18 protein-coding genes and 1 pseudogene are annotated in these 20136 nt (G+C 53.0%); 6 read left to right on the top strand and 13 right to left on the bottom strand.

Annotation, left to right across the window (positions count from 1 at the left end; translation table 11 throughout):
• Nucleotides 1-182 precede the first annotated feature (182 nt).
• Entirely contained in the window at nt 183-1331 is a 1149-nt protein-coding gene (locus NYE92_RS20600) for an iron-containing alcohol dehydrogenase (protein ID WP_022623701.1), read from the top strand.
• Nucleotides 1332-1350: 19 nt separating this feature from the next.
• Here the strand turns inward: NYE92_RS20600 and NYE92_RS20595 are convergent, their stop codons facing one another.
• The 4 genes from NYE92_RS20595 to NYE92_RS20580 all read right to left on the bottom strand — a co-directional run bounded on the left by NYE92_RS20595 (nt 1351) and on the right by NYE92_RS20580 (nt 5774).
• Nucleotides 1351-2202 carry a Cof-type HAD-IIB family hydrolase gene (locus NYE92_RS20595; RefSeq protein WP_019105990.1) on the bottom strand — a complete coding sequence of 284 codons (852 nt, stop codon included), beginning with the start codon at nt 2200-2202 and terminating at the stop codon, nt 1351-1353.
• A 103-nt stretch (nt 2203-2305) separates the two neighbouring features.
• Nucleotides 2306-2740, bottom strand: coding sequence for an RcnB family protein (locus tag NYE92_RS20590; protein ID WP_013024997.1), 435 nt, complete (start codon nt 2738-2740; stop codon nt 2306-2308).
• Nucleotides 2741-3232: 492 nt separating this feature from the next.
• Nucleotides 3233-4327, bottom strand: coding sequence for an ABC transporter substrate-binding protein (locus NYE92_RS20585; protein WP_072136527.1), 1095 nt, complete (start codon nt 4325-4327; stop codon nt 3233-3235).
• 160 nt (nt 4328-4487) lie between these two features.
• Complete coding sequence (locus NYE92_RS20580; protein ID WP_028714938.1) at nt 4488-5774, bottom strand: HAAAP family serine/threonine permease; 1287 nt, start codon at nt 5772-5774, stop codon at nt 4488-4490.
• Between the two features lie 402 nt (nt 5775-6176).
• On the opposite strand from NYE92_RS20580, the gene NYE92_RS20575 reads away from it, so the two are divergent.
• Nucleotides 6177-7370, top strand: a complete 1194-nt coding sequence (locus tag NYE92_RS20575) for a zinc-dependent alcohol dehydrogenase (RefSeq protein WP_014606326.1) — start codon at nt 6177-6179, stop codon at nt 7368-7370.
• A gap of 32 nt (nt 7371-7402) precedes the next feature.
• Here the strand turns inward: NYE92_RS20575 and NYE92_RS20570 are convergent, their stop codons facing one another.
• Nucleotides 7403-8668, bottom strand: coding sequence for a phosphatase PAP2 family protein (locus NYE92_RS20570; protein ID WP_259019407.1), 1266 nt, complete (start codon nt 8666-8668; stop codon nt 7403-7405).
• 409 nt (nt 8669-9077) lie between these two features.
• Here NYE92_RS20570 and NYE92_RS20565 point away from each other — a divergent pair, with 409 nt between their 5' ends.
• Nucleotides 9078-10271, top strand: coding sequence for an AI-2E family transporter (locus tag NYE92_RS20565; RefSeq protein ID WP_022623704.1), 1194 nt, complete (start codon nt 9078-9080; stop codon nt 10269-10271).
• 47 nt (nt 10272-10318) lie between these two features.
• Here the strand turns inward: NYE92_RS20565 and NYE92_RS20560 are convergent, their stop codons facing one another.
• From NYE92_RS20560 to NYE92_RS20550, 3 genes are all read right to left on the bottom strand, one after another.
• On the bottom strand, nt 10319-10636 hold the full coding sequence (locus NYE92_RS20560) for a hypothetical protein (RefSeq protein ID WP_013024991.1): 318 nt from the start codon (nt 10634-10636) through the stop codon (nt 10319-10321).
• Nucleotides 10637-10775: 139 nt separating this feature from the next.
• Complete coding sequence (locus tag NYE92_RS20555; protein WP_022623705.1) at nt 10776-11213, bottom strand: DUF4186 domain-containing protein; 438 nt, start codon at nt 11211-11213, stop codon at nt 10776-10778.
• Between the two features lie 18 nt (nt 11214-11231).
• Nucleotides 11232-11501 carry a cupin domain-containing protein gene (locus NYE92_RS20550; RefSeq protein ID WP_014606329.1) on the bottom strand — a complete coding sequence of 90 codons (270 nt, stop codon included), beginning with the start codon at nt 11499-11501 and terminating at the stop codon, nt 11232-11234.
• Between the two features lie 179 nt (nt 11502-11680).
• On the opposite strand from NYE92_RS20550, the gene NYE92_RS20545 reads away from it, so the two are divergent.
• Nucleotides 11681-12574 (top strand): lipid kinase, encoded by an 894-nt coding sequence (locus NYE92_RS20545; RefSeq protein WP_022623706.1) that lies wholly within the window; start codon nt 11681-11683, stop codon nt 12572-12574.
• On the opposite strand, the gene NYE92_RS20540 is transcribed toward NYE92_RS20545, so the two are convergent.
• Nucleotides 12571-13296 (bottom strand): YoaK family protein, encoded by a 726-nt coding sequence (locus tag NYE92_RS20540; protein ID WP_014606331.1) that lies wholly within the window; start codon nt 13294-13296, stop codon nt 12571-12573. The genes NYE92_RS20545 and NYE92_RS20540 overlap by 4 nt on opposite strands.
• A 593-nt stretch (nt 13297-13889) precedes the next feature.
• On the opposite strand from NYE92_RS20540, the gene NYE92_RS20530 reads away from it, so the two are divergent.
• Nucleotides 13890-14372 (top strand): hypothetical protein, encoded by a 483-nt coding sequence (locus NYE92_RS20530; RefSeq protein ID WP_228225307.1) that lies wholly within the window; start codon nt 13890-13892, stop codon nt 14370-14372.
• A 56-nt stretch (nt 14373-14428) separates the two neighbouring features.
• Here NYE92_RS20530 and NYE92_RS20525 read toward each other — a convergent pair whose 3' ends face one another.
• On the bottom strand, nt 14429-15661 hold the full coding sequence (locus NYE92_RS20525) for a glycoside hydrolase family 28 protein (protein ID WP_259019513.1): 1233 nt from the start codon (nt 15659-15661) through the stop codon (nt 14429-14431).
• A gap of 275 nt (nt 15662-15936) precedes the next feature.
• On the opposite strand from NYE92_RS20525, the gene NYE92_RS20520 reads away from it, so the two are divergent.
• Nucleotides 15937-16635 carry a bifunctional 2-polyprenyl-6-hydroxyphenol methylase/3-demethylubiquinol 3-O-methyltransferase UbiG gene (locus NYE92_RS20520; RefSeq protein WP_014606333.1) on the top strand — a complete coding sequence of 233 codons (699 nt, stop codon included), beginning with the start codon at nt 15937-15939 and terminating at the stop codon, nt 16633-16635.
• Nucleotides 16636-16781: 146 nt separating this feature from the next.
• Here the strand turns inward: NYE92_RS20520 and NYE92_RS20515 are convergent, their stop codons facing one another.
• The 3 genes and pseudogenes from NYE92_RS20515 to NYE92_RS20505 all read right to left on the bottom strand — a co-directional run bounded on the left by NYE92_RS20515 (nt 16782) and on the right by NYE92_RS20505 (nt 19835).
• On the bottom strand, nt 16782-17117 hold the full coding sequence (locus NYE92_RS20515) for a DUF6694 family lipoprotein (RefSeq protein ID WP_014606334.1): 336 nt from the start codon (nt 17115-17117) through the stop codon (nt 16782-16784).
• Nucleotides 17118-17293: 176 nt separating this feature from the next.
• A pseudogene (locus NYE92_RS20510) lies at nt 17294-18262 on the bottom strand (IS5-like element ISPan1 family transposase).
• 154 nt (nt 18263-18416) lie between these two features.
• Nucleotides 18417-19835 (bottom strand): sugar porter family MFS transporter, encoded by a 1419-nt coding sequence (locus tag NYE92_RS20505; RefSeq protein ID WP_031284228.1) that lies wholly within the window; start codon nt 19833-19835, stop codon nt 18417-18419.
• Nucleotides 19836-20136 lie beyond the last annotated feature (301 nt).

The raw sequence follows: 20136 nt of genomic DNA, 5'->3' as shown, positions 1-20136 counted from the left end.
CCCCTGTTACCGATAACATGTTAAGGGTAACATCCGTGTTAAAGCATCACTCCACGTCGTTGAATTTGCGTTTTGCGAAGACGATCAACTTTTGCTCCCCTCGCTATAAGAAAGTTTCGCGGGGCCGATCGCCCGCTTTTCGTTACACTCAGATTTTAGCGAAGATATAAAAGGATGCGCTGGTGAGTGACAATCTGAGTGAGCTGTACAGCAATCAACAAACCCTTTTCGGCCAGGGAAGCCTTAACAAACTGATTCCCCTGTTGGCCGCCCAACCCCAGGCTACCCTGCTCTTTTGCGGCCGTTCGTTCTTACAGGGCGACGCCTATGCCCGAATTAAAACCACGCTGAACGATCACATTGTGGGTTATGAAATTGTGAGCAACGAGGCCTCGCCTGCCGATATTGATGGCTGGGTGGCGCGCTGGCGCGGCCATGTCGATCGGGTTATCGCCGTAGGAGGCGGCAGTGTTCTGGATGCCGCCAAGGCCTTCAGCGCCATGATTCAGCACCCGCTTCCCACCGCCCGCTACCTGGAAAAAGTCGGAGACACGGCAGTCAGCGCCGTTACCTTGCCGCTCATCGCGATTCCCACCACGGCGGGCACCGGCAGTGAGGTCACACAGAACGCCGTCGTGACTGACCAGCGGGATATCCAGATAAAAGCATCGTTGCGCCATCCGGTGTTCGTGCCACAGGTCGCGATTCTCGATCCCGACTTGCTTAAGGGCGCCCCCGATAAGGTGCTGGCCACCTGTGGAATCGACGCGTTTACCCATTTATTTGAAGCCTATCTTTCCAGCAAGGGCAACCTCTTTACGCGCCAGTTAGCCCTTACCGGACTGCGTCAGTTTATTCAGGGATGGCCTCGGCAAAACCAGCAAGACGAAACCGGCGATCGCGCGCGTGAGGCGATGATGATGGCGTCCTGGTTGGGCGGTGTCAGCCTGAGCAGCGCGGGGCTGGGCGTAATACACGGCATCGCCGGAGAGCTGGGCGCGATTAAACCCTTCCATCATGGTGAAGTCTGCGGCAGGCTGCTGTTCACGTTTCTGGATCATCTTGCAGACAGCCAGCATGCGCGCCAGCGTCAGCTCATGGATGACATGCATGCGCAGCTTTTTGACGAGGAGACCGATTCACCCGCGCGCTATCTCAAAGCCTGGCTACAACGCTCAGCCATTATGACGTTCTGGCAGGAGGGGCCAACGTTAAGCCCGTCGGATATCGACTGGATCCTGGCCCGGGCCAACAGTAAAAACAGCCTCGTCAGCTACAGCAAAGATGAGATGCGCGACATGATTACGCGCGCCTGGCCGGTCAGCGCCTAAGCGTAGTGCGGGCGGTGTTTTAGCCCGCACATTCCCCCTGTTCCGCCCCGCTAAAGGGCGTTTCACCTGCAAGCATTTGCTCGATCACCTGTAGCACACCTTCATCATTATTCGCGGGTGCCAGGAAGCGCGCGGCGTCTTTAACCCGCTGCGGCGCATTGCTCATCGCGAAACTGAAACCCGACTGCTGCAGCATCTCGAGATCGTTACCGCCGTCGCCAAAGGCCAGTACCCGATCGTGAGAAATGCCCCAGCGCTGCGCCAGCAGGTTCAGGCCGTTAGCTTTATGCTGACCAGGAACGATTAAGTCAACCGAACCGTGCCCGCTCGACGTCGCCGCCGCCGAACCTTCGTGCAGGCGCTGGATATCCGCCATTAAAGGCTCGACATACTCATCCGACAGATTAAGGGCAAACTTAAGTATCCTGTCGTCGGCAACCTCATCAAGAGAACGAATGGGCCTGAGCCGGTGGCAATAATGCCGCATCTTGACCAGCCACTTCTCATCCATCCCTTCGAAGTAGTAGGCGCTCTCACGTCCGCAAAGCAGATAGCGCAGATCAGGATAGTGGCCATTTTCAAGCGTATCGAGTACCGCATCGATGTCATTGCGGCTAAAAGCACCGCAGAACAGTTCTTCATCACGATCGATAATTAACGCGCCGTTTTCTGCGACAAACGCAATCTCACTGGCGATCTCAGGGAAAAATGAGCGGAGTTGATGGTATTGATTGCCGCTGGCCACGACAAATTTGATATGTCGCTGAGTGAGCTGGTGGTAACAGGCGAGGAAACGCGCGCGGTTATACTGCTTTTTGTCATCCAGAAAGGTGCCATCCATATCAACAGCAACCATCTTAACCGTGGTCATCAGAACTCCTTAGCCGGTAAACGTTCAGGATTAACTGTCAGAATAGCCTGGTAACGGGCGTTCGGTGCATAAAAAAGGGATGGCATCGGCCATCCCTGTGTCGCTATTGAAACGCGTTATTCAGGATTAACGAGGTAATAATGCCGGTGGCGGCGGCAATCAATACATAGTTACCGTCGATGTCGGCCCAGTGCTGACCCGGCGGCGGTTCTCTCAGACCACGCTCACGCCAGTCATCAACCCGATAATCTTCACCGCAGTACTCTCGCGGTACAGGACCACCACGGCGAAACTCATGACCGCGCCAGGCAAAGCGATCGTGATGATAATCGCGCCGCACATCTGGCGGTGGCGGGCCAGGCCGGTGGCCGGGAGGTCCATCGCGATCCAGGCCTGGCGGGCCATCGCCGTCGGGACCGCGGCCAGGATGATGCCACGGACCGTCTGGGCCGCCTGGCCCCTGTGCCAGCCCAGGGCTGCTGTACATCGTGCTGTATGCTAAAAGGGCGATAATCAAACCTGATTTTATTTTTTTCATGGTACTGCCTCCAGTGGTAACGGCGACTCAGCGCCGTTGCCATTACTATTGTCGTAACTGGAAGAAATAAGAATGACCAAAACTCTTAAAAGTCAGCGCGCTAAACAGGCGCGGACGGCGTCTCTCTCTCGTCAGGCACGCTGCATCAGGCGTGAAACACAGATACCTTGCGGAAAATCGTTTGGGGACTCAAACCTGGCGAGGCATCAAAATAAAACCCCGATCCTGAGATCGGGAAGTTATCGTCAAAGCCAGTAAACTGGAAAATGCCCCTTAAGAGAAAAAGGGAGAAGCAAAGCAGACAACACCACATCACAAGTGTCGGGATGAAATAATAACCTCTGGTTAATGACAGTTGGATGAAAAACGGCTCGGATATATTTTACATGCCGGTTTGATCCAATAAGAAATACACCGCTGCACATCGCAAACCTGAAAACGGGTGTTCAGTTTTATCCGTTCAGGCGCTCTTTACGCCTGAACGGATGACCATCAGGGGTAACTCAGCAGCACAGGCGCATCCGGTAATTTTGTAAACCTGCGGATGATTTGATGGTAATCCGCCACCGGATCGAGCTGACTGAACTGCTTTGGATACAAATCTTTTGCCAGAATCTCCATCCCGATAATGTTGTAAGGATGGTTGTAGAAGTGGTGATAGATCCCGTAGGTGCGCCCCTGTTTTACCGGCTCAATCTGCGCTAATCCTGTACGCTTCAACAACGTCGTAAAGGTTGCCGCCACCGCTTTCCTGTCCGATCCGTAACCGAACGGCAGTACATCACTGTTGGAACGTTTTGACCCCGTCATGATGTAAACGTCCGGCTTCATAGCAATGATTTTCTCAAGGGAAACAAAACCTGCGTTACCCGGCAGCAAAGTCGATCCGATATTTTTGCCGCCGACCGCTTCCACCAGTCCACCCCAGCCGCTGTGGCTATGCGTAAAGCAGCAGCTGTCGCTGTTACCGGCTATCGGTTCAATAAAGACGGTGGGTTTGGTTTTAACCTGGTCAATGCCCTTCTGCAGATTCTGCCAGTGCTGCTGGTAAAAATCGGTGTAGGCCTTCGCCTCGGCTTCACGGTTCAGCACTTTACCCAGCAGCGTAATACCCGGCACGGTGTTTTCTTTAGGATGCAGTTCATAGTCAACAAACACGACCGGGATGTTCAGGCTTTTGAGCGTGGTCAGCACTCCCGACTGCATCAGCGCAGGTTTGGCACGCAACTGCGCAATCATGATATCCGGTTTCTTTGCCAACACGCTTTCGAGGTTCACCTGCCCCTGATCGTTGAAGCCCATATCCACAATCTTCTCAGCCTGCGGCCAGGTTTTCTTCAGCAGCGCCCAGGTTTGCGTATCCTGTTTCTTTGGCAGGTTATTCCATGCCACAACCCGTTTAAAAGGGTTATCCCGGTCCAGCAGCGCCAGCGTCATGATGTCTCGCCCGTCCTGGAGAATGACGTGCTGAGGTTCTTTCTGCAGCGTAATCGTCTGTCCATCCACATCCGTTACGGTCAGAGGATAGGTGGTGGCCGAACAGACCGTTGAGGCCAGCAACGTGGCTGCAAAAATACCGAATTTCATGTTTATTAACCCTGTTGAGAAATAAGAATTATTCTCGTTAACTTTACCATGTTAATTCGTAACAAATATAAACCTTTGTTTAATGAATACGTCTGAACGCTGTCTCAGGTTGGCGCCGTCCCGGCATAAGGATCGGACGGTGCCTTAATATCAATGAGAATTACGCCTTAAGCAGCGAATAAAAAATGGCCGAAATGGCGATCAGACCGGCGAGCATCACAAACAGATTACTGAGTTTGCCACTGTATTGACGCATAGCGGGCACCCGCTGGATAGCGTACATCGGCATCAAAAACAGAATTACGGCAATGATCGGGCCGCCCAGCGTTTCAATCATTTTGAGGATATTGGGATCTAGCGTTGCCACCAGCCAGGTTGTCAGCAGCATAAACACGGCCGTCAGACGATTCAGCCTGTCAGGGGCTAACGCTTTGCCCCGGCTACGGAGCGCTTTATTCACCATGCCGTTGAACCCTTCACGTGCGCCCAGATAGTGGCCGAGGAATGACTTGGTGATCGCCACCACGGCTATCAACGGCCCAATCCAGGCGATAAGCGGCGCATTAAAATGGTTGGCAAGGTAGGACAAGATCGAAATGTTTTGCGCTTTAGCGGACTGTAAGTCTTGCGGCGAGAGGCTGAGTACGCAACTGAAGACAAAGAACATCACGGTAAGCACCATCAAAAGGTGCGCGCAGGCCAGAATCCGGGAGCATTTTCGCTCGGCCTGCTCGCCGTACTCCTGCCGCTTCGCCAGGGCGAACGAGGAGATGATTGGCGAGTGATTAAACGAGAATACCATGACCGGCAGGGCAAGCCACAGCGTCATCCACAGATTGCGCCCGCTGCCCGTATTGAGGGTTTCCAGTGCGGCCCCGTGCCAGTAAGGAATCAGACAACACGCCATCAGCATCAACACGGCGACAAACGGATAAACCAGGACGCTCATCGCTTTCACAATCATGCTTTTGCCAAAGCGCACCACCGTCATCATGCCGATAATCAATATCAACGACAGGAGCGCACGCGGCGGCGGCACCAGGCCCAGTTGGTTCACCATCAGGCTTTCAACGGTATTAGTCATGGCTACGCTGTACATCAGCAAAATAGGGTAAATGGCAAAAAAATAGAGCAGCGTAATCAGTTTGCCCGCCCCTTCGCCAAAATGCTCTTCAACCACGTCGGTGATATCCCCTGCCGGATTGCTGCCAGAGAGGACAAAACGCGTTAAGGCCCGATGGGCAAAGAAGGTCAAGGGAAACGCCAGCACCGCCATAACGATCAAGGGTAACAGTCCCCCCATGCCCGCATTGATCGGCAGAAACAACACGCCCGCACCGATAGCGGTGCCATATAAACCCAGCATCCAGACGGTATCCGTTTTTCGCCAGCCAGTTTCATCATTAACGTGAGGGGTTTCCAGCGTGCGGGTTTGCGAGGTTTTCATCAGATCTTCCAGAATATGCATCAGCCTGAATCAAGGCTTGCAGCGGGTAAAGGGTTGGCGTTTTTCGCCATCAACGCATGTGTGCAACCTGCCAGATTCAGCCCGCCCCGTCAGGACGTAATCGATTGCGCCCCATTTTTTACACTATCTGACGGTAAAAATTCAAGTTAAGCGCCATATCGTGCACCTTTCCGGCAAAAACAGGGGAAAACGTGTGATGACGGCGTTACGGCCTGCCCCGTCCGCCATAGTTTGCGGATACCGCTCTGCTTACCCATTTTTTCCTCACTACACTTCAATCACCTTTAACGTTTTGGACAGGACAGTGCGCTCAACCCCGCTGTTAATGCTGCAGCCGCCCGATCGGCGGTTGCCGTCCAGTGATTTACAGGAGTCGACTCTATGAAAGCGTTAACCTATCACGGCCCTCATAAAGTCAGCGTTGATAACGTTGCCGATCCCGGACTGGAAGCCGCCGATGATATTATTCTGCGCGTAACGGCCACGGCGATCTGTGGCTCTGATCTGCACCTTTATCGAGGAAAAATTCCCGGCACCGATCATGGCGATATTTTCGGCCACGAGTTCATGGGTGAAGTGGTGGAAGCCGGCAGTGCGGTAACGGCCGTGGCAAAAGGCGACCGCGTGGTGATCCCGTTTGTTATCGCCTGCGGTGACTGCTTTTTTTGTCATCTGCATCAGTATGCCGCGTGTGAAAACACCAACAGCGGCAAAGGCGCGGCGCTAAACCGCAAAAGCATTACGCCGCCGGCGGCCCTGTTTGGCTACAGCAAACTCTATGGCGGAGTGCCCGGTGGTCAGGCAGAATACGTGCGCGTGCCTAAGGCCAACGCCGGCCCTTTTAAAGTGCCGAACACCCTTTCAGACGAAAAGGTTCTGTTCCTGTCCGACATTTTGCCTACGGCCTGGCAGGCGGTGAAAAATGCCGAGATTAAGCAGGGATCGAGCGTCGCTATTTTTGGCGCAGGTCCTGTGGGCCTGCTCAGTGCCGCCTGTGCCCGACTGGAAGGTGCAGAGCAGATCTACATGATCGATCACAATGACTACCGGCTGAATTTTGCCAGAGAGCGCTACGGCGTGATCCCCATCAACTTTGATAACAACGACGATCCCGCCGCCTGGATTATTGAGCACAGCGCAGGACACCGCGGTGTGGACGCCGTGATTGACGCGGTGGGTTTTGAAGCCAAAGGCAGCATGACCGAAACAGTGCTAACCAACCTGAAACTAGAAGGCAGCAGCGGGAAAGCGTTACGTCAATGTATCGCTGCGGTTCGCCGTGGCGGGATTGTCAGCGTGCCCGGCGTGTATGCGGGATTTATTCATGGTTTCCTGTTTGGCGATGCGTTTGACAAGGGCCTGACCTTTAAAATGGGCCAGACGCATGTGCATGCTTACCTGCCCGATCTGTTGAATCTGATTGAAAAAGGGCATTTAAAACCGGAAGAAATCGTGACGCATCATATGCCGCTGGAAGATGCCGCTCGCGGTTATGAGATTTTTGAAAAGCGTGAAGAAGCGTGCCGCAAGGTTATTCTGGTGCCTGGCATGATGCCAACCCAGGCCACGCTGTAAAAACATGGGCGGGAGATTCCCGCCCATGTTTTTTATCTGTGGGATTTGGCCTGTGCGTATGCGGCGTCCAGATCCAGCCGCTGCCAGAATGCCTGATCGGCGCCCGGTCCACCCAGCGGATAACCGGCAGATAAGGCACTTTTCACCATCAGTTCACGGCGCTGTTTTGCGGACAGCTGGGGTAAGGCCGTTTCCAGCAGCACCTCGGCCCCGTCCGGTACCCGCAGTTTGGCCGCGTTCCCGGCGACCTTGGGCAAGTTATAGCTCATCGTAAAGCGATAAAACGGCTTCATGCTGCCATTGCCGTAAGGATCGTCGCTACCGGCAGGTTTGGCGCACGCCGGCAGGGTTGTTCCACACTCTTTTTCCAGCGCGCTACGCAGCTGTTGACGGGCATCGTTGAATAACGTCCGATAAGCGGCATCGTTCAGATAATGGGCAACGTTGTATTGCGCCACCATGCGCGAGCCCATCACGTCGAGCGGATAGTGCACGCCCAGAACCAGCCGTGAATAGCCGTAGCGTGCGCCGCGTTGCAGTAAGGCTTCAAACCGCTCCGGCACCATCTCGGCCAGCAGCAGCGCATCGGTATAGCCCGTGTTGGTGTGCCCGCTGGGGAACGAGCCGCCATCGGCCGTGTAGGGATGATTGTCTTTGATCACCGTATCATCCGGCACCAGATGAATCGTATTCCCTTTGTGCAGGAAAGGACGCGGATAGTTAAAATGTTTTTTTGCTTCACCGGTACTGACTTCACTGGCTTTGATCAGGGCTGCCGCCTTATTGATTTCGCCTTTGTCATAGGCGGCCAGGAAGGCTTTACCTAAACGCGGCCCAAGGGCATCGGCGAGAAAATAGAGATAGCTGATCCCCTCTGCGTCCGCCAGCGCCTGATGTCGCTCGCCCTGAGTGGCATTGAGATTAATTGATGTCACCGTGGCACGATTGGCGTCCAGTACCGCTTTCGGCAGCGTGCTGAACCCTGATAACAGGGCAATACCTGCCTTTTGCAACGCATTCCCCTGGAAATCATAACCACTGGCTTTCAGCCACTGGTAGTCAGCGAGTTTATCACTCTGCTTCGCCTGCTTGAGTTGGTCACGGCTGAGCGCAGGCGCGCCATGTTGTATGGCCGCCCGCTCTGCCGCAAGCGCCTTTAATTCAAGTGCGTTAAAAGCCGGGCTGGACGATCCCTGCGAGGTGTTGTTTGCCAGCATGCTGGCCTCGGACAACGAAATTGCCTGTGCCTGCTGCGCCACCAGCAGTGCCGCCGCAATCAGCGTGAATTTCATTTTCATTATTATTCCTTTGATGTCTGATTATCTCTGACCTTGCCGGTTGTCACGCTAGCATTGCCCTATGACATTTTTATTTCAGCTGTTATGCCAGAGGTTTACCCCCAAAGCGCGTTGCGCGCTGAAAAAACCACCGCGAACGGGCAGCAAAAACGGCCTAACCCGCTACGCTAGTGTAGGATTGACCGGTGTTATTCACAGATAACGAGGTCTTGCCCAATGGCGATGTCAAGACTACGCCCCGCCACCTCTTTACGACGTTGTGAGGGCGTTACCGCACGAATGCCGTCTGACATTGATTAAAAAACAGAATTGATCGTTGATTACCGTTGCGACATTCATACACTCTCGGGTTGCGAATGGCCGCATCGGCGTGCGTGCTTATTAAGGGATGTTTACATGAGGTTATCCAATGCGCTTTAAAGGACTTACTGTCGGGTTTTTCCTTCTGATTTTAGCAATGGCCACCATTGCCTTTTTTGAAGTATTAGCGCCCTACTTTTCGGCCATTTTGTGGGCAGCGGTGCTGGCCGTCATCTTCCACCCGCTCAAAAGGTATCTGCGCGGCAAACTGGGCGATCGTAACGGTCTTGCCTCACTGCTGACGCTGGTTTGCATCTGCCTGATCGTTTTCACCCCGTTAGCGATCATCGCCTCATCCATGGTGGTGGAGGTGAACACGGTTTATCACAAGCTGCAAACCAACTCCGCCCAGTTTCCGGTGGTCTTTGCCGATTTGTTACAGCACCTACCGGGCTGGGCTAAACATTATCTGGCTGAAAATAATCTGGATAATGCCACGCAGATTCAGCAGAGGCTGTCGGCATTTGCCCTTAAGGGCGGTCAGTATCTGGCGGGCAGCGCCTTTATCATCGGTAAAGGTACGTTCAGTTTTACCGTTGGCTTCGGCATCATGCTTTACCTGCTGTTCTTCCTGCTGAAAGATGGTTCCTATCTGGTGCATCTCATTCTGGAAGCGCTTCCGCTGTCTACCTACGTTAAACATCATCTGTTTATGAAGTTTGCCGCGGTGTCACGCGCAACGGTGAAAGGCACGGTCGTCGTTGGCGTCGTGCAGGGGATTCTGGGCGGGCTGGCTTTCTGGTTTACCGGCATCGATGGCAGCCTGCTATGGGGCGCATTGATGGGCTTCCTGTCACTGGTTCCTGCGGTCGGTTCCGCCATCATCTGGGTTCCGGCGACCATTTTCTTCTTCGCCACCGGTGCGCTGTGGAAAGGGTTGTTCCTCGTTGGCTTCTTTGTCGTGGTTGTCGGCCTGGTAGATAACATTCTGCGCCCGCTGCTGGTGGGCAAAGACACCAAAATGCCTGACTACCTGATTCTGATTACGACGTTGGGTGGGATGGAAATCTACGGCATTAACGGCTTCGTGATTGGCCCGGTGATCGCCGCGCTGTTCATTGCCTGCTGGAATCTGCTGTCCGGACGCGATAACCGTGAAAACATCGAAGAGATCGATGAAGAGTTTATTGAAGAAGGAAAAAAACAGTCTGATACCGCACAACAGGATGCGGCAGAAGCAGAGGCCGCAAAGGCCGAGGCCTTGGAGGCGAAAACGGTTCCGGCCGAGCCGGCTCGAAAATAAGCCATAAAAAAACCCACCATCGGTGGGTTTTTTCACACTAAAGCGGCTTAGTTAGTCGCTTTATTTTTCAGGTCTTCAGCACCCTGCTTGGTTTTATCCCAGCCTTTCTCGGTGCCCTCTTTGGTTTTGTGCCAGCCTTTCTGCGTGCTTTCAGAAATTTTGCTGGAGGTCGAATTGCTCTTGCCTTCTGCGGCATGCTCAGACTTCAGCTTCAGCTCTTCGCCTTTATGCTCGGTCTGATGCAGTTTTTCTTTAGCGGTATCTGCGCCTTTGTGCGCTTCAGCGACAGTTTCATCCGTTGTGGTAGCAGCGAAAACTGGCGAGGCCAGTAAAACAGCAGACAGTGCAATAATTGCTTTCTTCATCGTAATTCCCTCTTGTGTGAAATTTGTCGTCTTGCGTGATTATCCTGGCACAGGAGACCAAAGAACGATTTAAGAATAGACCTGAAATGAAATATGGCGAACCTGACTGATTAAAAGTCCATCAGCCGCATAATCTTTTCTACCACAAATCCAGCTGCTGGCTGCCCGGCGAAGGTGATTTGGCGGCGGCTCTGGCCTTACGTACGCGCGGCGCAGGCGCGGGTTGCGCCATCGCCTGATGGATCCAGTGCATAATCACCGCAACCACATAAGCCTGATGTTTATCATCCAGCGCCTGATGCTGAGCAATCCCGTGCCATTTCGCCAGACAGCCACGACAACAGGTCGCGGTGGCGTGCTGAGCGATGAAAACCGGATGGCCGCGCATCGGCGTCTGCTTACCGTCATTAGGCGGTGCGCTGGCAGCCAGCCGCTGCTGGACAAACGTGGCCGCATGGGCTGCCACATCGGCCTCTCCCTTCGTCAGGCAGTAGTCATATTCCGACCGCCCCAGACGGAAACGCTGACGAAAAGGCGATTGGGCTAAGTGCTGAAACAGCGCGTCAAAGGTGTTCATCACTGGCGCATCACCGGATTAACTTTTTCTGCCTGACAGATAGCGAACGCCTCGGTCGCCAAACGTCTCGCGGTGCGGCTGCCCTGCATGCAGGTGAAAAATATCGCCTTCGCGATAGGTGGTCGCCTGATTTTCTGTGTACAAGGTAATATCGCCACTCAGGATCAGAGCCATTGCCTCAAAGGGATGTTCATGATGATCCAGTTCGCTATTTGCGCCCCGCTCCACAATAACCGGCTCTGCAAACCCTTTTTCTGCCAGAAGGGTTCGAAATTGCTGTTCTGTCATTTGTGCTCCCGTGAGTCGTGCCATTTTCTGTCAGTGTAGACAATCCTGGCGCAGTTCGTCAGGGCCATCCCCCGTCCAGAGCTTACGTAAAGTAGCGCAAGCAAGGTTGTAAGAGATAATCCCCCATGTGTACTTTCTGGTTACTTCATCACTAACATTTCATTAAAAATGGACGAAGCATGCAGCAAAGGGTAAAGACGGCATTACTTTTAATCAACCAGCGCTCACGTAAAGGTCGCATTGATGCCGCGCGCGCCACGCAGTTGCTGCAGCAATCCGGTTTGATTCTGCTAGAACCCGCTTACGACGACAGCCGTCCTTACGCTGAGCTCATCACCGCGTATGCCAGCCAGGTGGATCTGGTGATTGTCGGCGGGGGCGACGGCACCCTCAATGCGGCGGCAGCGGGCCTTATGCAGACCGGCTTACCCTTAGGCATTTTGCCCCTTGGCACCGCCAACGATTTTGCACGTACGCTCGGGATTCCGCCTCAGCTGGAGCAGGCTGTCAGCATCATTTGCCAGGGACACGTACGCTTTGTGGATTTGGGTGAGGTAAATGGTCATTTGTTCCTGAACGTATCCAGCATCGGTTTTTCGGCAGAGCTGGCGCGGAACCTTACGGCTCAGGCCAAAAAACGCTGGGGCGTGCTGGGTTATGCTTTTGCAGCACTGCGCATCTTGCGGCAAAGCCGCCCCTTTAGTGCGACGTTACATCATGAGGGACAGGCTATTGCGATCAAAACCGTTCAGGTTTCGGTCGGTAACGGACGTTTTTACGGCGGTGGCATGACCGTAGAGCAAAGCGCGGCCCCGGACGATGGGCTGCTGGACGTCTACAGCCTGGAGTTGAAAAGAAGCTGGCAGTTGCTGGCGCTCTTCCCCTCTTTGCGGCGCGGCACCCAGGGCCGCTGGCGTAACGTACGCACCTTCAGCACCACGGCACTCACGCTGCATACGCGCCGTCCGCACTACATTAACGCCGACGGCGAAATTATTGGGCAAACGCCCGCGCAGTTTTGCCTGATTAATGATGCGCTCAAGGTGCTGGTCCCTGAAAAGCGCCACCCTTAACGGGCAACATCAGCAGGCTGAGGTTTTAGCATAGCGACCAGCGCCATGCCCATCAGCCCCAGACCGATAAGCACCAGAAAATAGTAGTTCAGCAAATGCCACAGCCAGATACCGGCCACGCCGCCCACCAGAAAAGCAAGAATCGTGTAGGTATGCAGTCGCAGGCGTTCCAGATAGAGTGGCGCATCTTTGGGTGATTCTTTTCGCCGAAGGACATCAAACAGCATGGCCAGTTCGATGCCAATGTCTGTGGACGTACCGGACACGTGCGTCGTTCTGACGCGCGCATTCGAGATACGCGTGACCACCGCATTTTGCAGCCCCATTAAAAAGCTCAGGCTCAGGATCAGCACCACACCGGATGCAGCAATGGGATAGCGGGCCTCAATCACGCCCAGCGCCACCAGCGCAATGCCTTCTATAAAGATATTCACCGCGTAAATAGTGCGAATTTTGCGTCTGCGTCCGGCATTAATAATTAATGTGGAAAAGAGCGCGCCCACAATAAACATGCAGACGATAAACAGGAAAAACAGACCGTTGTGAAACTTTGCCTTGGCCAGAAAATCGGACAGCGAAGAGACGTTACCGGTCATATTGGCGGAAAAGAATCCTACAATCTCAAACGCGGCGGTATTTAAGGCGCCCGCCACGGCGGCAAGGGTGCAGGCAAGACGGCTATCAGCGATATACGTCCGTTCTGTTTCTGTGCTGATAAGCATAAGGTCCACTCTGCAAGACAACCCACTCAGGTTGGCCGATTTTACGCCAGCCGCCTGTTGTCGTGAAGAAACGCCGGAATAATTTTTTAGGCGGACATAACGATTGGACCGGGTAATACGCGATTAAGGCCAGCAGGTTAACGATGACCGCTGGCCTGTCTGGATGTCACAGCCGAATTTTCTTTAGTCCTTCAAGCGCTTGTTGCAGATACGCTCGCGGACAGGCCAGATTTAGCCGGATAAATCCTTTACCTTCGGGTCCAATTGGATAACCCATGAAGGGGCATGAGAAGTTGAAAAGCAGAGCGAAGATACCTGGTTGTTCGCCAGGGTTTACATCGCTCTGGAACAGTAAATTAAGCGCATGATGTCACTCATTTATCATCTGGTTTTCCCGGCGGCGTGTTACAGAGGTTGTCTGTCCGGCATATTATATCGCGCCTGCTCACCCTGGTGCGATAAAACACATCGCGTAACCGGTCAATGCCGCAGATGACAATCTGTTGCGCTTTTCATGTAACAGATCAAGATGGCGAAGCGTTAAAACATGCAGGCTCTGCAATCTGATGATTTTTTATTTGATACAGGGCCTTATGAAACGCGCGACGACTGTTTTTTTTCTTTTTATATCGACAGTTTTAATCTCAAACAGCGCCCTTGCGGAGCGCGCACCGCTGCTGGGTAATCTGCCTGCCAGCGGACAGCAGCTGTGCGGCAAAACCATAAAGCTTCAACTGGTGAAAACGTCCGATAACATCATGCTTTTAGGTTTGAAAAACCGGGAAAGTAGTGAGATGGATCTGTTTATGTCCAGCGTGGCGTTTACTGCAGACAATACCTATTCCCGCTTCGTGCCCGTGAAGTTTGATCAGTTATCGAAGCACTTCATTGAAACGCACAATCCAGCGCTGGAAGTGGTCTGGGGCGCGGCCATAGACGATAAGAACGTGCTGAGCTATAAACTGGCGTTAGGCAGTTATACCTATTCCTGCGGTGACATTGAATCCTGGCCAAACGACACGGCAAACCAGCTGTATGGTGAATCAGAAAATGGCGCTGAAGCAGAGATAAAATAGCGCGATGAAGATCAAAACAGACTGCCAGAGTAAGTCGCGGGCAGCCCGCCATGCGGTTAACGGCACGCTGTTTGAGGTGCCCGCGTAAAGCGCCCATGAACGATAGCAAAGCGTTCCTCTATCGTTGTCTGCTCACCGACAGTGACATTCTTTAAGGTCATCTCAAGCGGATAAACCTCGCTGTAACCATCCAGCGTAAGTTTCCCCTTGCCTGTTTTGACGTTATCGAAGGTGATATCGCGGTAATCCGGGATCATCGTGCCGCTCGCGTGCGTATCATAGTGCGTATCCATGACCACGGGATTGTCCACGTTCTGCATACAGACATTTTGATAGCGAATCGCCCGGACCTGCCCGCCCCGCGAGCGATCGCTTTTGATACGCAGGCCATTCGTCGTGCCGGTTAACGTCAGCCCGTCAACCAGTACATCACTAACGCCACGGTTGATTTCACTGCCAATTGACATACCGTGCCCAAAGCCAAACTGGTTATTCAGGATGGAGATATGGGAGGCAGGCGCATTGCCCGCTTTAATCGCCACATTGTCATCGCCGGTGCTGATTCGACTGTTAATTAGCGTGACATCGGAAGAACCCATCGGGTCCACGCCATCGGTGTTTCGCGCGGTGGCAGGCGTGTCGATGGTGATGCCCCACAGCGTAATGCCCTGACTGTCATTGATGACTACATGAAAGTTTGGCGCGTTCTTCAGGGTGATCTGGTACAGCGTAATATCACTGGCATGATCAATCTGAATCAGTCGCGGGGCGTTTTGCTTCGCCTCATCATTTTTGGCGCTGGCTGCCAGTTGCCACCAGGTTTGCCCCTCACCTGCCATGCTGGCAGCGCCCTGCCCGTCGATCACGCCTTGCCCGTAAATCCCGCTGCCGTGGACGTGATTAAGCGTAATAAACGCCCGGCAACCATTGCCCTGGTTATCCAGCTTCCCGCAGCTCCCGCGGCCGTTATCGTATAAGCGTGGATCCGGGATGGCGCTCAGCACCGCACCCTTATCAACTCCCAGGCTGACGCCGGAGGGCAAAGACAGGGGGCCGCTAGTCAACGTCTTTACAGTGGGCGATGGCACTAACAGTACCATCCTGCCAGGTGGGCAGTTGTTCAGCGCCTGTTGAATGTGCGGGCCGATATTGGATTGATTGCTTGCATAAATCCGCTGGCAAACGGGCGGCGAGACAGGCTGTGTCACACTTCTTCGATCGCCAGCCTGAGCCGTAAAACTCATCAATACGCTCAAAACTGCGAACAGAATAGAGGCGCTGCGGCACATCGTCACATTCAGATTCGTCATAGTGAAAAGGCGATAAGGAAACAGAGCCTCACAATACGCAAGTCCTTCTTTGCAGGTAAAGCAGAATCACGGTAGCAGCGCCAGGAGTGGTCAAAATGTTAAATTCTGACTGCTTGCCGTTCTTCAGGTCATCATCTTTTTATTGCGCTGATGCCTGATACGCCCGGTTTGTTACCTGCTGATGCCCTGTGGTAAAAGCCGCTAAAAATCACATAATCTGTCATGACGCTCTTTGAATAAAAGGTGAGCCTGACGTGGAAAGCTATGACGCTATTTATCGTCGCCTTCAGAGGGAAGGCCATGAAGCCTGGACCGGCAGCGGTTATCAACGGGCGCATCAGCAACTTAACGCCACCATTGGCTGGCTGGGTGCTGCGCAGTTCATTCCAACTGGCGGAACGTTCCTTGAGTTGGGCTGCGGCAACGGTGCCATGGCCTCACATTGTTTTGCCGAAAAAGGCTTTCGGGTTTTTGGCGTGGATATTTCAGCGGTCGCCGTGGACTGGGCCAGATCGCGATTCGCGGCGTCAGGCTTAAGCGGCTGTTTTGATCAGGGCGATGTCTGTGACCTGGCACATTATCCGGATGCAACGTTTGATGTCGTCTTTGACGGCAGTTGCTTTCACTGCCTGATCGGTCCCCAGCGCGCGGCGTGCCTTAAGGCTCTGCATCGGGTTTTGGCTGCCAATGGCACATTGATCATCAGCAGTATGTGTGGTGCGCCTAAACAGCGAACCGACCTTGACCGCTATGATGCCCGCCGCGGGGTTTTAATGGTTAACGGTCATCCCTGGCGCACCCTGAAGCCGCTGGATGCACTTATCGCCGAGATCGCGGACGCGGGATTTATGCTGGTTGGGCAGGCGGTAAATGTTAATCCTTGGTGGGATCACGCGACGCTGGTTTATCACAAAGCGCCTTCTCCGTCCGTAAAAGCCCAGGCGTGCTTTTAAGCGTAATGGCGCTGAAAACAGGCGTTTGTCGCTCTGTTACAGCCTTAACGCGGTGCATAAAAAAAGCCCATAAAATGGGCTTCATCAAACAGGCAACCATTACATGCAACATCCTGACCTGGCTGGGTCAGGATTCAGAAGTCATGTTACTGGTTAGCCGCGCGCTCTTGCTTGATCTTGTGCGCGTAATCAATGACTTCTTCACCGGTCTTGCCAGCCAGCGCGCCTTTGATCTTTTTATCGATCAGTGCGCGTCCGCCTTCGTCACCGCTGCCCGCCTGCATCAACTCTTTCATACTGACCTGGCTGAACGCAATGACTTGAATAGCATCGTTAAAGGCCGCGCGTTTATCTTCGGCAAGAGAATCACGGACTTTTTGCATAGAGGTTTGAAAGGCCTGTTCGGATGAACCATCGATCTTTGGCTCGCCACAACCTGTTAACGCGAAAGCTAATAAAATGACTGCCACTGCTTTTTTCATATCGTCTTTATCCTAAAAAAGTTCTTCGCAATGGTAAGTTTTTGTGATGTTTTTTTAAAGAACTATTTATTGTAAGGCATCAGCCTGTATGCCTTATCAACAGCACCGTTGAAAGCTCAGGGGCTTTGTTGAATAAATCAAATTTCGGGTAAGTATCCCCGTGCCGGGCTGCGTTTTCAGGCGATACGCTCGCTTTCAGGCATACCTGCTTTCGTCATTTTGTTCAACGCGCGCACCATGGCTATAGCCTCCGTAACCTGACCATCATAATCCCGCAGCGTCAGTGAACCGCCGAACAGCTGCTTCACCTGCTACATCGCCGTTTCCGCTATTGAGCGGCGATTGTAATCTGTTGTCCATTTCCATCGGGCATTGCTTCCGCTCAAGCGCTGATTCGCAACAGCACGTTTGCGATACGCGTATTCACCGGGCCAGTAACCCATGCTCTTCCTGGACGGGATAAGCGCGCTGATTTTCTTGCGCCGCAGTTCATCGTGACAGAGCCGGGTGTCGTAAGCTCCGTCTACCGCTGCTGCCCTGATTTTTCTGTGCGTCTGCCGGATAAGTCCCGGGAAGGCCTCTGAGTCCGTTACGTTGTTCAGCGACAGGTCTGAACAGATGATTTCATGTGTTTTACCATCGACAGCAAGGTGCAGCTTTCGCCAGATACGACGGCGCTCTTTGCCGTGTTTTTTGACCTTCCATTCGCCTTCACCGAAAACTTTCAGCCCGGAGGAATCAATCACCAGATGCGCGATTTCACCCCGGGTGGACGTTTTGAAACTGACATTGACCGACTTCGCCCGCTTACTGACACTGGTGTAATCCGGGGATCGCAGAGGAACGTCCATCAGGGCAAAAACGGAATCAATAAAGCCCTGAGCAGCTCGCAGGGCCAGCCGGAACAGGCGTTTAATCATCAGGACAGTCGTGATAGCAAGGTCAGAATAACGCTGAGGTCTTCCCCGGGATGAAGGCGCTGCTGACTCATACCAGGCCTGAATCGCCTCATCGTCAAGCCAGAAAGTGATGGAGACACGGTTGATGAGGGCTTTGTTGTAGGTAGGCCAGTTGGTGATTTTGAACTTCTGGTTTGCCACGGGACTGCCTGTATTGTCAGGAGAATGCGTGTTCTGATCCTGCAACTCAGCAAAAGTTCGATTTATTCAACAAAGCCGGAGAGTATATAAATGCTCATGCCGTGCAACGCTTTGACAGGTAACAGACGAAAACTCAGCGGCCATTACCTGTCCTGAATTAATTAAGGAAATGCATAGTTGGATACTGTCATGAAAGTAATTATCGCCCCAAATCCCGCAACTTCTCACCCGCCATCAAATTCCTCTCAATCCGTTCCAGCGTCACATTCTTGGTTTCCGGCACCAGGTACACAGTAATGACAATAAACACCAGGTTAAACCCGGTATACAGCCAGAAGGTTCCGGCCGCGCCGATGCTGCCCAATAGCGACAAAAATGTCGCACCGATAATCATGTTCGCCACCCAGTTCGTCGTGGTGGAACAGGTAATACCAAAGTCACGGCATTTTAGCGGCTGGATTTCAGAACACAGGATCCAGACGACGGGTGCTGCACTCATTGCGTATCCACCAATACATAACATGGTCATGCCGACTGAAACCCAAGACAGACCGCTGCTGATATTTCCCTGCCCTGCTTTCATCAGGCAGTAACCTAATACCAGAGTGGCAAAGGCCATCACCGAGAAGCCAATTTTCAGGATGGGTTTTCTGCCCGCTTTGTCTACGGTAAAAACGGCAATAAAGGTGGCAAACATAAAAGTCAGGCCAACGATAACGGTGGCGATCATCTGCTCCTGAGTGCTTTTAAAGCCCGCCATTTTAAAAATCTGCGGCGCGTAATACATGATGATATTCATCCCGGTAAACTGCTGCATGCCCTGCAATAACATGCCCATAAAGACCGCACGCCTGACATTTTTATTGCTTTTGAAAAGCGAAAAACCGCCCTGCTTCATGCGCAGACTTTCCCGAATCTCATTGAGTTCCTGGCGGGCTTTTTCCGACGTATCGCGCAGCATGCGCAGCACTTCCTCCGCCTCAATATGCATCCCCTTAGCCGCCAGCCAGCGTGGACTGTTCGGTAGGAAAATGACCATAATAAAAAGTACAACGGCGGGAATGGCCAGAACCCCCAGCATGGCCCGCCAGTTACCGCTGTAGCTAAAAGCAGTATCCGATATAAAGGCCATTACGATGCCCAGGGTAATCATCAGCTGATACAGGCTTATCATTTTGCCACGCACGTTTTCAGTGGCCATTTCAGATAAATAAAGCGGCGCGGTATAGGATGCCACGCCAACGGCCAGGCCCAGCAGCAGACGAAAGATCAACAGCATTTCAACGCTGGTTGCGCCCGCGGAACCGAGCGATCCGATAGCAAACAACACGGCGCCCGCCATCAGACTGTATTTGCGGCCAAGCCGATGCGATACCCAGCCATTACATAGCGCCCCTAGCGCGGCACCCAGCATCATGATGCTGACCACCCACTCCTGCTCATGGCTGCTCAGGCTAAAATGATGAGTCAGAAAAGGTAGCGCACCGGAAATCACGCCAATATCCAGTCCAAACAGCAGCCCGGCTAGCGCGGCTGAAACTGAGATGAACAGGTTCATACGACGAACTTTTTGCTTATGTTCGCTTTGAATAATGAAAGTATTTACATGAGACATCATTAAGCTCCGCTCATACAACATGTCGTGTCCATGCAGCATATAAAGTAGCGATAGCGGGCGATGAGGGCAAATGAGGTCAGGATATGGACGATTTTACTGATCCCACTCTAAGTGTGATGCAGATCTCACTGAATGAGGGAGGGCGCATTTATCGTTTTATGACCTGATATTTCAACACGCTTTTTTTGGCGATAATGTGTAAAAAGCCCGATGGTGACCGCTGACCTGTGGAACCATCCAAACCCGGCGGGTAATTAACCTAAGCCATCATCGCGGCAGTTTTGCATGAAGCGTCGCCAGA

The sequence above is a fragment of the Pantoea sp. B566 genome (genome assembly GCF_024793925.1).
Lineage (GTDB): Bacteria > Pseudomonadota > Gammaproteobacteria > Enterobacterales > Enterobacteriaceae > Pantoea > Pantoea ananatis.
The sequence above is the reverse complement of the archived record's forward strand: the minus strand, read 5'-3'. Positions and strand labels throughout refer to the sequence as shown.